Origin of the sequence: Saccharopolyspora sp. NPDC049357 (assembly GCF_040677225.1) — a bacterium.
Taxonomy (GTDB): Bacteria; Actinomycetota; Actinomycetes; order Mycobacteriales; family Pseudonocardiaceae; genus Saccharopolyspora.
Genome location: NZ_JBFAQJ010000003.1, coordinates 104631 through 118049 on the forward strand (window position 1 = coordinate 104631; position 13419 = coordinate 118049).

The 13419-nt window shown below is 68.8% G+C and carries 10 protein-coding genes and 3 tRNA genes; 2 read left to right on the forward strand and 11 right to left on the reverse strand.

Annotated elements, in window-relative coordinates:
- Nucleotides 1-5 precede the first annotated feature (5 nt).
- Entirely contained in the window at nt 6-1409 is a 1404-nt protein-coding gene (leuC, locus tag AB0J91_RS03690) for a 3-isopropylmalate dehydratase large subunit (protein WP_363788945.1), read from the reverse strand.
- A gap of 90 nt (nt 1410-1499) precedes the next feature.
- Here leuC and AB0J91_RS03695 point away from each other — a divergent pair, with 90 nt between their 5' ends.
- A complete protein-coding gene (locus tag AB0J91_RS03695; RefSeq protein WP_165944032.1) occupies nt 1500-2201 on the forward strand; it encodes an IclR family transcriptional regulator in 702 nt (233 codons plus the stop codon).
- Between the two features lie 50 nt (nt 2202-2251).
- Here AB0J91_RS03695 and AB0J91_RS03700 read toward each other — a convergent pair.
- The 5 genes from AB0J91_RS03700 to gltX all read right to left on the reverse strand — a co-directional run bounded on the left by AB0J91_RS03700 (nt 2252) and on the right by gltX (nt 5673).
- Nucleotides 2252-2324: transfer RNA gene (locus AB0J91_RS03700), tRNA-Glu, on the reverse strand.
- A gap of 530 nt (nt 2325-2854) precedes the next feature.
- Nucleotides 2855-2927: transfer RNA gene (locus tag AB0J91_RS03705), tRNA-Glu, on the reverse strand.
- A gap of 32 nt (nt 2928-2959) precedes the next feature.
- Nucleotides 2960-3031, reverse strand: a tRNA-Gln gene (locus AB0J91_RS03710).
- Nucleotides 3032-3187: 156 nt separating this feature from the next.
- Nucleotides 3188-3955, reverse strand: coding sequence for an HAD family hydrolase (locus AB0J91_RS03715; RefSeq protein ID WP_363863884.1), 768 nt, complete (start codon nt 3953-3955; stop codon nt 3188-3190).
- 209 nt (nt 3956-4164) lie between these two features.
- Nucleotides 4165-5673 (reverse strand): glutamate--tRNA ligase, encoded by a 1509-nt coding sequence (gltX, locus tag AB0J91_RS03720; RefSeq protein ID WP_363863886.1) that lies wholly within the window; start codon nt 5671-5673, stop codon nt 4165-4167.
- Between the two features lie 105 nt (nt 5674-5778).
- On the opposite strand from gltX, the gene AB0J91_RS03725 reads away from it, so the two are divergent.
- The gene (locus tag AB0J91_RS03725; protein ID WP_363863887.1) at nt 5779-7008 is read left to right on the forward strand and encodes an FAD-dependent oxidoreductase; all 1230 of its coding nucleotides are present in this window, start codon (nt 5779-5781) and stop codon (nt 7006-7008) included.
- 78 nt (nt 7009-7086) lie between these two features.
- Here the strand turns inward: AB0J91_RS03725 and AB0J91_RS03730 are convergent, their stop codons facing one another.
- From AB0J91_RS03730 to AB0J91_RS03750, 5 genes are all read right to left on the reverse strand, one after another.
- Complete coding sequence (locus AB0J91_RS03730) at nt 7087-7869, reverse strand: fumarylacetoacetate hydrolase family protein (protein WP_363788940.1); 783 nt, start codon at nt 7867-7869, stop codon at nt 7087-7089.
- A 104-nt stretch (nt 7870-7973) separates the two neighbouring features.
- Nucleotides 7974-9575 (reverse strand): citramalate synthase, encoded by a 1602-nt coding sequence (gene cimA, locus AB0J91_RS03735; protein WP_363863889.1) that lies wholly within the window; start codon nt 9573-9575, stop codon nt 7974-7976.
- 270 nt (nt 9576-9845) lie between these two features.
- Nucleotides 9846-10889, reverse strand: coding sequence for a 3-isopropylmalate dehydrogenase (locus AB0J91_RS03740; protein WP_363863891.1), 1044 nt, complete (start codon nt 10887-10889; stop codon nt 9846-9848).
- A 271-nt stretch (nt 10890-11160) separates the two neighbouring features.
- Nucleotides 11161-12756 (reverse strand): phosphoglycerate dehydrogenase, encoded by a 1596-nt coding sequence (gene serA, locus AB0J91_RS03745; RefSeq protein ID WP_363863893.1) that lies wholly within the window; start codon nt 12754-12756, stop codon nt 11161-11163.
- A gap of 257 nt (nt 12757-13013) precedes the next feature.
- On the reverse strand, nt 13014-13259 hold the full coding sequence (locus tag AB0J91_RS03750; protein WP_132627456.1) for a DUF397 domain-containing protein: 246 nt from the start codon (nt 13257-13259) through the stop codon (nt 13014-13016).
- Between the last annotated feature and the right edge of the window lie 160 nt (nt 13260-13419).

The window sequence follows — 13419 nt, forward strand, 5'->3', positions numbered from 1 at the left end:
GGTGGTCAGTCGAGGTCCTCGGGCGAGGAGAGCGTCCCGCGCACCGCCGTGGCCGCGGCCACCAGCGGCGAAACCAGGTGGGTACGACCGCCCTTGCCCTGCCTGCCCTCGAAGTTGCGGTTGGAGGTCGAGGCGCTGCGCTCGCCCGGGTCCAGCTGGTCCGGGTTCATGCCCAGGCACATCGAACAACCGGCCGAACGCCATTCCGCTCCGGCGGCGGTGAAAACCTCGTGCAGCCCTTCGCTCTCGGCCTGCAGGCGCACCTTCATCGAGCCGGGCACCACGAGCATCCGGGTGTTGCCCGCGACCTTGCGGCCCTTGATGACCTCGGCGGCGGCCCGCAGGTCCTCCAGGCGGCCGTTGGTGCAGGAGCCCAGGAAGACGGTGTCCACGCTCACCTCGCGCAGCGGCATGCCCGCGGTCAAGCCCATGTAGGCCAACGCCTTTTCAGCGGCGAAGCGCTCGCCCTCGTCGACGATGGTCTCCGGGTCGGGCACGTTCTCGCCCAGCGGGAGGCCCTGGCCGGGGTTGGTGCCCCAGGTGACGAACGGGGTGAGTTCGTCGGCGTTGAGCGTGACTTCCGCGTCGAAGCCGGCGTCGTCGTCGGTGCGCAGCGTCTTCCAGTACTCGACGGCTGCGTCCCAGTCGGCGCCCTCGGGGGCGTGCGGGCGGCCCTTGAGGTACTCGAAAGTCGTGTCGTCGGGCGCGATCATGCCCGCCCGCGCACCCGCCTCGATCGACATGTTGCAGATGGTCATGCGGGCTTCCATCGACAGCTGGCGCACGGCCTCGCCGCGGTACTCCAGCACGTAGCCCTGGCCACCGCCGGTGCCGATCTTGGCGATGACGGCGAGGATGACGTCCTTGCTCGTCACGCCGGGACGCAGCGAGCCCTCGATGTTGATGGCCATGGTCTTGAACGGCCTCAGCGGCAACGTCTGGGTGGCCAGCACGTGCTCCACCTCGGAGGTGCCGATCCCGAAGGCCAGCGCGCCGAACGCGCCGTGCGTGGAGGTGTGGCTGTCCCCGCAGACGACGGTGGTGCCGGGCTGGGTGAGACCGAGCTGCGGTCCCACGACGTGCACGATGCCCTGCTCGGCATCGCCCATCGGGTGCAGCCGGATGCCGAACTCCGCGCAGTTCTTGCGCAGCGTTTCGACCTGGGTCCGCGACACCGGGTCGGCGATCGGCAGATCGAGGCCGACGGTGGGGACGTTGTGGTCTTCGGTGGCGATCGTCAGGTCGGGGCGCCGCACTTCGCGGCCGGCCAGCCGGAGCCCTTCGAAGGCCTGCGGGCTGGTGACTTCGTGCACCAGGTGGAGATCGATGTAGAGCAGGTCGGGCTCGTGCCCTTCACCTTGGCGCACGATGTGCGCGTCCCACACCTTCTCCGCGAGCGTTTTTCCCATCACTGCTCCCAGTCGAGCGCGCCGAGACCCGAGGAAAGGGTCTCTCCCACAGAGTGGACTTCCCAGATGCCGGGAAGTTAGTATCGGTACGTGGGACAGCATAGCGGCATCGGAGTGTTGGACAAGGCAGTGGCCGTTCTGCAGGCGGTGGCTCAGGAGCCGTGCGGCCTGGCGGAACTGTGCGGCCGCACGGGGCTGCCCCGGGCGACGGCGCACCGGTTGGCGGTGGGTCTGGAGACGCATCGCCTGTTGCGCCGCGGTTCGGACGGCCGGTGGCGGCCTGGCGCGGCGTTGGCGGAGCTGGCCGGCGGTGCGGTGGATCCGCTGTTGGAGGCGGCGTCCACGGTGCTGCCCAAACTCCGGGATGTCACGGGTGAGAGCGTTCAACTGTACCGCCGGGACGGCATGCAGCGCTTGTGCATAGCGACGGCGGAGCCGCCGAGCGGTCTGCGGGACACGGTCCCGGTGGGCACGGCTCTGTCGATGACGGCGGGGTCGGGTGCGAAGGTCCTGGCTTCGTGGGCGGATCCGGCGACGCAGCGCGCGGTGCTGGCGGAGGCGGTTTTCGGGGAGCGCACGTTGCTGGAGGTGCGCCGCAGGGGTTGGGCGCAGAGCGTGGCGGAGCGCGAGGCGGGCGTGGCGAGCGTCTCGGCGCCGGTGCGGGACAACCAGGGCGCGGTGGTCGCGGCGATCTCGGTCTCGGGCCCGATCGACCGCATGGGCCGCAGACCGGGTGCCCGCTGGGCGGCGGACCTGCTGGCAGCAGCGGAAGGCCTGCAGAACAGGCTCTGACGGCAAAGGAGAAGGGCCCCGGATGAAGATCCGGGGCCCTTCTCGCGTTGTAGTCCCGACGGGATTTGAACCCGCGCTACCGCCTTGAGAGGGCGGCGTCCTAGGCCGCTAGACGACGGGACCGCGCAACGGTGACAACGATACAACACCCCACAACCCGCAAGAACGACCCCCCACCCCAACCCCACAACCAGCAAAAACAAAGAAAGGAGTGACCCCAACAACACCGACCAAAGGCCAACCCGCAAGAAGAAGCAAAGAGGAAGCCGCAGAGGAAGAGGAAAGGAAAACCCAAAAAGAGTCAACCAACCCGAACCCCGAAGCAACAAGCCAACAACCCACCAAAGAAACCCAAGCAACCAAGCCAACCAAGCGAAGGCAACCCACCCACAGCAGCCAAGCGAAGCGCAGGCACCCCACACCAGAACAGCCAAGCGAAGCGCAGGCGCCCACCAAGAAGCCAAGCGAAGCGCAGGCAGCCGCAGCCACCAAGAAGCTGGTCAGAAACCCAGGCCGGGAACCAATCCCAACGCGAGGAGCACTCCCCAGAGCAACCACCGCACCGTGGGGGGCATGGGGGGTTCGACCCCCCAACACAATGACGAAGGAGGCCCCTGTCTGCGCTTTCCGCAGACAGGGACCTCCCACCTCTGTAGTCCCGACGGGATTTGAACCCGCGCTACCGCCTTGAGAGGGCGGCGTCCTAGGCCGCTAGACGACGGGACCGCGTTTGAGAGATCACCGGAGTGATCTGCTCGCTGGGGTACCAGGACTCGAACCTAGACTAACTGAACCAGAATCAGTCGTGCTGCCGATTACACCATACCCCATGGTGCTGAACGGTCAGTTGTCCCGAATTCCGATCTCCGCTGGGGAGTTCGGCTTCCGGACTTCTGTCCGCCGCGTTGGTGAATATATTAGACCACCCGTTGAGGGCCCATTCCAGCACCCCCCTCTTCGGGGGTTCTCGCAGGTGGCGGGCTGGTTCAGGGGGTCTGGCCGACGAGGTCGGCGAAGTCGGGTGCGGCGATCTCGGTGACGAGCAGTTCGGGGAGTTCGCGGAGGCTCGTGATGGTGGCGACGGGGTGTTCGGCGGAGCCGCGGGGTGCGGGGATCTGGTCGCGGTTGAGCCAGATGCCGCTGAGTCCGGCGCGGGAGGCTCCTTGGGCGTCGGTGGTGAGCCTGTCGCCGACGTGGGCGACTTCGTGGGCTTGGAGGCCGAGCCGGTCGCACGCGGTGTGGAAGATCCGCGGGTCCGGTTTGGCGACGCCGATCTCGCCGGAGATGACGACGACGTCGAAGGCGTCGGCGAGCCCGACGGCGGCGAGCTTCTTGCGCTGGTAGGCGCTGGGGGCGTTGGTGACGGCGGCGAGGCGGAGTCCGCTGGCGCGCATCCAGTCGAGGCAGTCGAGGGCGTCGTCGAAGAGTCCCCAGGCGCGTTGCATGGCTTCCATGCGCTGGTTCTCGCGGCGCTCCGCTTCGGCGTAGTCGATGTGCTCGCCGAAGGCGGCGAAGAAGGCGCGGGTGCGTTCGACGCACATGACGTCGAAGGACAGCTGGGCGTTGACGAATCGCGCGTAGTACCGGTCGGTGGTGCGTTCCCACACGGGCCATGCCCGGTCGGTGCCGAGGAGCTCTCTGAGGGAGCTGCGCGCCGCGCTCTGGCTGTCGAGCAAGGTGTCGTCGAGGTCGAGGCAGACGGCCTTGATCTGAGCGGGATTGCGGGGATTCGATGCGTCAGCCGCGGATGTCACCCCGAGAGGCTAGGCGCTCACCCACCGCGTCCGACTCTGCCAACCTAGTGAAGTCTGCTGTGGGTCTGGAAACACTGTGCAACCAACGGCCGCTTCCGCCCCGTCTTAGCAGTTGGGCTCCGCGGAGTTCTGAGCGATCGCGCAGGTGAGGAAGACGACGCCGCCGCGACGCGGGAGCGTGCGTCGCGGCGGCGTGTTCGGCGGTGTTCTCAGGCGAGGGCCTTGCGGAGCCTCGCGAGGGAGACGTCGCGGCCGAGGAGTTCCATCGACTCGTACAGCGGCGGCGACACGGTGCGGCCGGTGATGGCGACGCGGACCGGGGCGAACGCCTTGCGCGGCTTGATGCCCAGGCCGTCGACGACGGAGACCTTGAGGGCCTCTTCGATGGCGGCGGTGGTCCACTCCGGCAGCTCGTCGAGCGAGCCGATCGCGGCCTGCAGCACGGGCTGCGCGTCTTCGCCGAGGGCCTTCTGCGCGGAGGCCTCTTCGGGCTGGAAGTCGTCGCCGGCGAACAGGAAGGCCATCATGCCGACGGCGTCGGAGAGCACGATGAGCCGTTCCTGCACCAGCGGTGCCGCGGCGCGCACGGTCGCCAGCTGCGACTCGGTGGGTTCCGCGGGCAGCACTCCGCCGTTGATGAGGTAGGGCACGATGCGCTCGACGAAGTCGTCGGGAGCCAGGGCGCGCAGGTGCGCGGAGTTGATGGCGTCGGCCTTCTTCTGGTCGAAGCGGGCCGGGTTGGAGCTGACGCGTCCGATCTCGAACGCCTCGACCATCTCGTCGAGGGTGAACACGTCGCGGTCCTCGGAGATCGACCAGCCCAGCAGCGCGAGGTAGTTGAGCAGGCCTTCGGGCAGGAAGCCCCGGTCGCGGTGGTGGAACAGGTTGGACTGCGGGTCCCGCTTGGACAGCTTCTTGTTGCCCTCGCCCACGACGAACGGCAGGTGGCCGAACTCGGGCGTGAAGTCGGTGACGCCGATGCGCTGCAGCGCCTCGTAGAGCGCGATCTGGCGCGGCGTGGACGACAGCAGGTCTTCGCCGCGCAGGACGTGGCTGATCTGCATGAGCGCGTCGTCGACGGGGTTGGTGAGCGTGTAGAGCGGGTCGCCGTTGCCGCGCACGAGCACCGGGTCGGGGATGCTGCCCGCGGGGAAGGTGATGTCGCCGCGCACCAGGTCGGTGAAGGTGATGTCGCGCGCGGGCATCTTCAGCCGCAGCACCGGCTTGCGACCTTCGGCCTTGTAGACCTCGCGCTGCTCGTCGGTGAGGTCGCGGTCGAAGTTGTCGTAGCCGAGCTTCGGGTCGCGTCCGGCTGCCTTGTGGCGGGCTTCGACCTCTTCGGGGCTGGAGTACGCCTCGTAGAGCTCACCGGCGGCCAGCAGGCGCTGGGCGATGTCGGCGTAGATGTCGCGCCGCTCGCTCTGCCGGTAGGGGCCGTGGTCGCCGCCGACTCCGGGGCCTTCGTCCCAGTCGAGGCCCAGCCAGCGCAGCGCGTCGAGCAGCGCCTGGTAGGACTCCTCGCTGTCGCGGGCGGAGTCGGTGTCCTCGATGCGGAACACCAGCTTGCCCTTGTTGTGCCGGGCGAACGCCCAGTTGTAGAGCGCGGTGCGGATCAGGCCGACGTGCGGGGTTCCGGTCGGCGACGGGCAGAACCGGGCACGAACCGGCCGGGTTACCTCGTCCTGGGCTGCGTCTTTGCTGGCTTCTGGCGTGCTCATAACGGTTTCAGCGTAGCCAGTGCTCGTGCGCGCTTGACGGCCGCATCCGGTAGGTGCATCCTGAATTTATTCAACGGACGTTGAAAATTCTGGAGGGGGATCGCAATGGAGCGCACCACCTGCGTCGTCGTCGGCGGCGGGCCCGCCGGCATGGTTCTCGGACTGCTGCTCGCCCGAGCCGGTGTCGAGGTCACCGTCCTGGAGAAGCACGGCGACTTCCTGCGCGACTTCCGCGGCGACACGGTGCACCCCACGACTCTGCAGCTGCTCGACGACCTCGGCCTGTCCGACCGCTTCGCCCAGATCCCGCAGAGCCGGATCAGCAAGGTCCAGCTACCGCTCGGCCCGAACGGCGAGCTGTTCACGATGGGCGACTTCTCGCTGCTGCCGATCAAGCACAACTACATCGCGATGGTGCCGCAGTGGGACCTGCTGGACATGCTCGCCGACGAGGGCAAGTCCGAACCGGGGTTCACGCTGCGGATGAACACCGAGGCCACCGAGCTGGTCCGGGAGGGCGGCCGGGTTCGCGGAGTGCGCTACCGCACCGACTCGGGGCAGACCGGTGAACTGCGCGCCACCATCACCGTGGCCTGCGACGGCCGCAAGTCGTTCGTGCGGGACATGCCGGAGCTCGGACTGCGGGACTTCCCCACCCCGATGGACGTCCGCTGGTTCCGGGTGCCGCGCCACGAGGGAGACCCGGAGGGCCTCCTCGGACTGCTGCGCAAGCGCGCGTTCCAGGTGCTCATCGACCGGCGGGACTACTTCCAGGTCGCCTCGATCATCCACAAGGGCTCCGACCCCGAGGGCCGCTCCCGGCCGATCGAGGAGTTCAACGCGCAGCTCAGGCGGGAGATCCCGTGGCTGGGAGACCGGGAGCTGGTGCGCTCGTGGGACGACGTGAAGCTGCTGCACGTGACGCTGGACCGGCTGCGCAAGTGGCACGTGCCGGGCCTGCTGTGCATCGGCGACTCCGCGCACGCGATGTCACCGGTCGGCGGCATCGGCATCAACCTCGCGGTGCAGGACGCGGTCGCGGCGGCCCGCCACCTCGCGGGACCGCTGCGCGAAGGCCGGCTGCGGCGCGAGCACGTGGCGGCCGTCCAGCGGCGCCGCTGGCTCACCACGGTGCTGATCCAGGGCTTCCAGCGCATGATCCACGAGAACGTGGTGGGGCCCGCCCTGCGCGGCGAGATCGACCTCGGCGACTCGGCGAGGCTGCCGCTGCCGGTCCGCGCGGTCAGCCGCCTGCCGTTCCTGCGCCGCATCCCGCCGTACCTGCTGGCCTACGGCGCTGTGCGGGAACGCCCGCCGCGCGAGGCCCTGCGGTAGTCGCCGCGAGACTTGTGGTCCGAACCGACCGAGCAAGAGAGGCGGGCGGTTCGGACCACAACCGCCCGCCTGCCGGCCTCAGGCGTTCTGGACGGGATTCGTCAGGGCCCCGAGGCCGTCGATGGAGACCGTGACCTTCTGACCGTCGGTCATCGGGCCGACGCCCGCCGGAGTGCCGGTGAGGATGACGTCGCCGGGCAGCAGCGTCATGATCCGCGAGACCCACGAAACCAGGCCGCCGATGCCGTGCACCAGCTGCGAGGTGCGGCCGTCCTGCTTGACCTCACCGTCCAGATCGGTGCGGATCGACAGGTCCGACGGGTCGATCTCGGTGTCGATCCACGGGCCCAGCGGGCAGAACGTGTCGTAGCCCTTGGCGCGCGTCCACTGCCCGTCGGCCTTCTGCTGGTCGCGGGCGGTCACGTCGTTGGCGATCGTGTAGCCGAGCAGCACCTCGGTGCCGCGCGCCTCCGGGACGTCCTTGCAGGGCTGGCCGATGATCGCGGCCAGCTCGCCCTCGAAGTCCACCCGCTCGGAGTTCGACGGCAGCTTGATCGGCGAGTTGGGGCCGATCACCGACGTCGACGGCTTCATGAAGATCAGCGGGTTCTCGGGCGCCTCGCCACCCATCTCGCGCGCGTGCTCGGCGTAGTTCTTGCCCACGCAGATCACCTTGCTCGGCAGGATCGGCGCCAGCAGGCGCACGTCGGCCATCGGCCACTTCCGGCCGGTGTAGGTGGGCGAGCCGAACGGGTGCTGGTCGATCTCGACCGCCACGATCTTCTCGCGCGGCGCCGCCGGATCCGGCTCCAACGCGACAAAGGAAACCCCGTCAGAGTGGGCGACACGAGCCAACCGCAAGACAACCTCCGCAAAATCTGCTGTGGACTCATCCAAACATAAGAGGTGGTCGCTCGGCTCATCGGTGCGGGTGGCGGCTGCGCCGCCGCAGCGGGAGGTCGCCGTCACATCGCGGCGCAGGCCTTGTAGATGAGCGCGTCGCAGAGCGCGAGCCAGCTGGCCTCGACGATGTTGGCGTGCACGCCCACGGTGGTCCACTCGTGCTCGCCGTCGCGGGACTCGACCAGCACCCGGGTGACGGCGTCGGTGCCCGGCTCGTCGACGAGGATGCGGACCTTGTAGTCGGCCAGCTCCACCGATTCCAGCCACGGCAGGTGCGGCACGAGTGCCTTGCGCAGCGCGGCGTCGAGGGCGTTGACCGGACCGTTGCCCTCCGCCGTGGCGATCACCCGCTGCCCTGACACGCTGACCCGCACGGTCGCCTCGGACACGACCTCGCCGTCGTCGCGGTGGTCGAGCAGCACCCGGTACGACTCGAGCTCGAACGGTGTTTCGAGTTCGGAACCCGTCATCTCCCGGCGCAGCAACAACTCCAGCGAGGCGTCGGCGGCCTCGAAGGACCAGCCGCGCGCTTCGAGCTCCTTGACCTGCCGCACCGCTCCCCCGACCGCATCCGGCGAGAGCTCCAGGCCCAGTTCGGCGCCCTTGAGCTCCAGGCTGGCGCGACCGGCCATCTCGGTCACCAGCACCCGCATCCCGTTGCCGACCTCGGCCGGGTCGAGGTGGTTGTAGAGCTCGGGGTCCACTTTGATCGCGCTGGCGTGCAGCCCGGCCTTGTGCGCGAACGCCGACTGCCCCACGTACGCCTGGTGGGTGTCGGGCGCCAGGTTGGCGATTTCCGCCAGCGCGTGCGAAACCCGCGTCAGCTCGGGCATTTTGCCCTCCGGCAGCACCGGCATGTCGAGCTTCATGCCCAGATTTCCCAGAACTGCGAACAGATCCGCGTTGCCCGCGCGTTCGCCGTAACCGTTGGCGGTGCACTGCACGTGCGTGGCACCGGCCTGCACCGCCGCGACGCTGTTGGCCACAGCGCAGTCGGTGTCGTCCTGGCAGTGGATGCCGACGCGGAGCCCGGTGCGCGCGATGACCTCCCGCACCGTGTCGGCCAGCTGCAACGGGAGCTGACCGCCGTTGGTGTCGCACAGCACGACCACGTCGGCGCCGGCGCCCGCCGCGGCGTCGAGCACGCGGAGCGAGGTGTCGGGGTCGAAGGCGTACCCGTCGAAGAAGTGCTCGGCGTCGAGGAAAACTCGCCTGCCGTGGTCGACGAGGTGGCGGACCGTGTCGGCGATCATCGCGCAGTTCTCCGCCACATCGGTGCGCAGCGCCCGTTCGATGTGCCTGCGGTCCGATTTGGCCACCAGCGTCACGACCGGAGCGCGTGATTCCAGCAGTGCGGCAACTTGACGATCTTCGTCCACTTTGGAGCCGGCGCGGCGGGTGGAGCCGAACGCCACGAGCGCGGCGTGGTCGAGCGCGAGTTCCCCTTGCGCAGCGCGGTGAAAGAACTCGGTGTCCTTGGGAAGCGCTCCGGGCCAACCACCTTCGATGAACCCGACCCCGAGCCCGTCCAGCAGGCGCGCGACGGCGAGCTTGTCGGTGACCGAGTACGAAATTCCCTCGCGCTGCGCGCCGTCCCGCAGCGTCGTGTCGTAGACGTGGAAGTCGTCGCCCAGGGGCGTGCCGGCCGGCTTGGTGCGGGTCACTGGATTGTCTCCCGTCGGATCGATCGGTTCGGCGTGGACCTGACGCAGGCAACAAAAAAGACCCCCCGCGAATGCGAGAGGTCAGCGCGTCGGGAAGCGGAGATGTTTACCCGACGCGCTCGCCAATAATGATCACACTGCGGAAAGCCACGACCTTATGCTGCACACCTCGCACGCCGATGTCCATCGAACGCGACGGACTTCTCACGATCCGGAAAAAGTCGAAGGGCGCCTCCCGCTGCGGGGAGGCGCCCTTCGGCGAAGACCCGGTCAGGGCTGGGCCACGACCTCGTGCGACGAGACCAGCGCGGCCAGCCGGTCGCCGATGGCGAACGTGGCGCCAGGCGACGAGTGGTCGCGGGTCGCCAGGTCGAAGGCCACGGAGGCCTCGACGCGCTTGGCGGCCTCCGTCAGGCCGACGTGGTCGAGCAGCATCGCGATCGACAGCACGGCGGCGGTCGGGTCGGCCACGCCCTGCCCGGCGATGTCCGGGGCGCTGCCGTGCACCGGCTCGAACATGCTCGGGTTGCGGCGGGTGGCGTCGATGTTGCCGCTGGCCGCGAGGCCGATGCCGCCGGTGATCGCACCCGCCAGGTCGGTGATGATGTCGCCGAAGAGGTTGTCGGTGACGATCACGTCGAACCGGCTCGGGTCGGTGACCATGTGGATCGTGGTGGCGTCGACGTGCTGGTAGGCCACGGTGACGTCCGGGTACTGCAGGGAGACCTCTTCGACCACGCGCGACCACAGCGAACCGGCGTGGGTGAGCACGTTGGTCTTGTGCACCAGGGTCAGGTGCTTGCGCGGCCGCGAGGCGGCGCGGGCGAACGCGTCGCGCACGACCCGCTCGACGCCGAACGCGGTGTTGATGCTGACCTCGGTGGCGATCTCGTGCGTGGTGTCCTTGCGCAGCAGGCCACCGTTGCCCGCGTACAGGCCCTCGGTGCCCTCGCGCACGACGACCATGTCGATCTCGCCCGGGTCGACCACCGGGCTCTTCACGCCCGGGTACAGCCGCGCGGGGCGCAGGTTCACGTGGTGGTCGAGTTCGAAGCGCAGCCGCAGCAGCAGACCGCGCTCCAGGATGCCGCTGGGCACCGATGGGTCGCCGACCGCGCCGAGCAGGATCGCGTCGTGCTGGCGGAGCTCACCGAGCACGGACTCGGGGAGCAGCTCCCCCGTCGCGTGCCAGCGAGCGGCTCCGAGGTCGTAACGGGTGATCTCGGTATCCGGCACCACCTCGCCGAGCACCTTGAGTGCCTCGGCAACGACCTCCGGCCCGATCCCGTCGCCGGGGATCACAGCGAGCCGCATCTACACACCTCCCGAGAACCACCCCGAACTGCGGGGCTCGAACTGTTGAGCCGAAGGCTACCGGCATGGCCGCGCAGAGCGGCACGCCGGGCCCACCAAGTGGATGATAAGTCCCGAACTGTGGGACACCCATTCGGGTGACACACTGTTTCGGTCCAGGTACGCGCGAGGGGCCGTCCCACGGAATGGAACGACCCCTTCTCACGCTTTCGAGCTATTCAGCGTGCGAACCCGTCGTTGAGCACCTACTCAGCGACACCTCGTTGCGGGCTCACTCAAAGCTGACGGTGCGCACGATGCGCGCACCCACGGCAGCGCCGATCGGCTCCAGCACGCCCTGCTCGACCGGACGGTCCACGCGCAGCAGCATGATCGCCTCGGAGCGCTCGGTGGTCTGGCTGACCGTCGCGGCCTCGATGTTCACGCCGACCTCGCCCAGCAGCGTGCCGACCTTGCCCATCACGCCCGGGCGGTCCGGGTACTCCAGCAGCAGCACGTTGCCCTCGGCCCGCAGGTCGAAGTGCCGACCGTTGACCTCGACCAGCTTCTCCACCTGGTTCGGGCCCGACAGCGCACCGGAGACCACCGAGGTGCTGCCGTCGGCCATGTGCGCGCGCAGCGACACGACGCTGCGGTGGTTCGGGCTCTCCGAGGTCGTCTTGACCTCGACCTGGACACCCAGCTCCTCGGCCAGCTGCGGGGCGTTGACGAAGGTCACCTGGCTCTCGACCGCACCGGCGAACACGCCGCGCAGCGCCGCCAGCTGCAGCACCGAGACGTCCTCGTCGGCCAGCTCGCCGCGGGCCTCGATGGTCACCGAGCTCGGGGTGCCGCCCTGCAGCGCGGCCAGCAGCTGGCCCAGCTTCTGGGTCAGCGACAGGTACGGGCGGACCTCCTCGCCGACCGCACCGCCCTGGACGTTGACCGCGTCCGGGACGAAGTCGCCGCGCAGCGCCAGCCGGACCGACTTGGCCACGTCGGTGCCCGCGCGGTCCTGCGCCTCAGTGGTGGAGGCACCCAGGTGCGGGGTCACCACGACGTTGTCCAGGGCGAACAGCGGGCTGTCGGTGATCGGCTCGGACTTGAACACGTCGATGCCCGCGCCGGCGATGGTGCCGTTGCGCAGCGCGTCGGCCAGCGCGTCCTCGTCGACCAGGCCACCGCGAGCGGCGTTGATGATGATCAGGTTCGGCTTGGCCTTCTTGAGCTCCTCGGCACCGATCAGGCCCAGGGTCTCGGCGGTCTTCGGGAGGTGGATCGACAGCGCGTCGGCGCGGCTGAGCAGCTCCTCCAGCGAGACCAGCTCGATGCCCAGCTGGGCGGCGCGGGCCGGCGACACGTAGGGGTCGTAGGCGATGAGCTTGGTGCCGAAGGCGGCGACGCGGGCGGCGAACAGCTGCCCGATCTTGCCCAGGCCGACGACACCGACGGTCTTGCCGTTGAGCTCGACGCCGCCGTAGGAGCTGCGCTTCCAGGCGCCGCCCTTCAGGCTCGCGTCGGCCTGCGGCACGTTGCGGACCACCGACAGCAGCAGCGCCATGGCGTGCTCGGCGGCGGAGACGATGTTGGAGGTGGGGGCGTTGACCACCATCACGCCGCGCTCGGTGGCGGCGGGCACCTCGACGTTGTCGAGGCCGACGCCTGCGCGGGCGACGACCTTGAGGGTCTTGGCCGCCGACAGGACTTCGGCATCGACCTTGGTTGCGGAACGGACCAGCAGCGCATCGGCGTCGGCGACAGCGTCGAGCAGCGCCGGACGGTCGGTGCCGTCCACGTTGCGGATCTCGACCTCTTCGCCGAGGGCGTCGATCACGGACGGGGCCAACTTCTCGGCGAGAAGAACGACAGGACGGCTTGCGTTGGTCACGGGCGAACTCCAAGCTGGAAGATCACGATCGGCACGACGATGTGCCCGGACGGGGGAAGTTTAACGGGAGATTGAGAAAGCATTCACAAGGGTGTAGCTCGGATCACCGCTGGATCGAACACGTCCACAAGACCCGCTCTTTCAGCATTATCGCAGATCACGCCCCGTGCAAGAGGCATTCGTTCCAGAGTGCGGGAGAGATCGGCACCCGAACGGGCCCACGCCGACGACATCAGGCCCGAACCGGCGGCCGCGCTTCACGGTTCGTCGAATTCGCCGTCCTTGGCGCCCGCGACGAACGCGTCCCATTCCTCGGGGGTGAAAACGAGAACGGGGCCCTCCGGATCCGCCCCGTTCCGCATCCCCACATAACCGTCGACGAACGCGATCTCGACGCCCGGTTCGTCCGGATCATCCGTGCTCGTGATCCACTCCGCGACTGAGAAGTCCAATTTGTCGCGGACATGCGCTTTGTCGTCGACGATCTCGTTCTCTGCACTCACGATGCGTACCGTATCCCTCACTCATAGCGATATCCCGTTGTGGGAGACCCGCCCGGCGGAAACCTACCCACCACCGCCGGAACACGCGAGGCCCGGTGAAACCTCGTTCGAGAGGTTTCACCGGGCCAGGCGGGTCAACGCTGCAGAGGGCTCCGGAGAG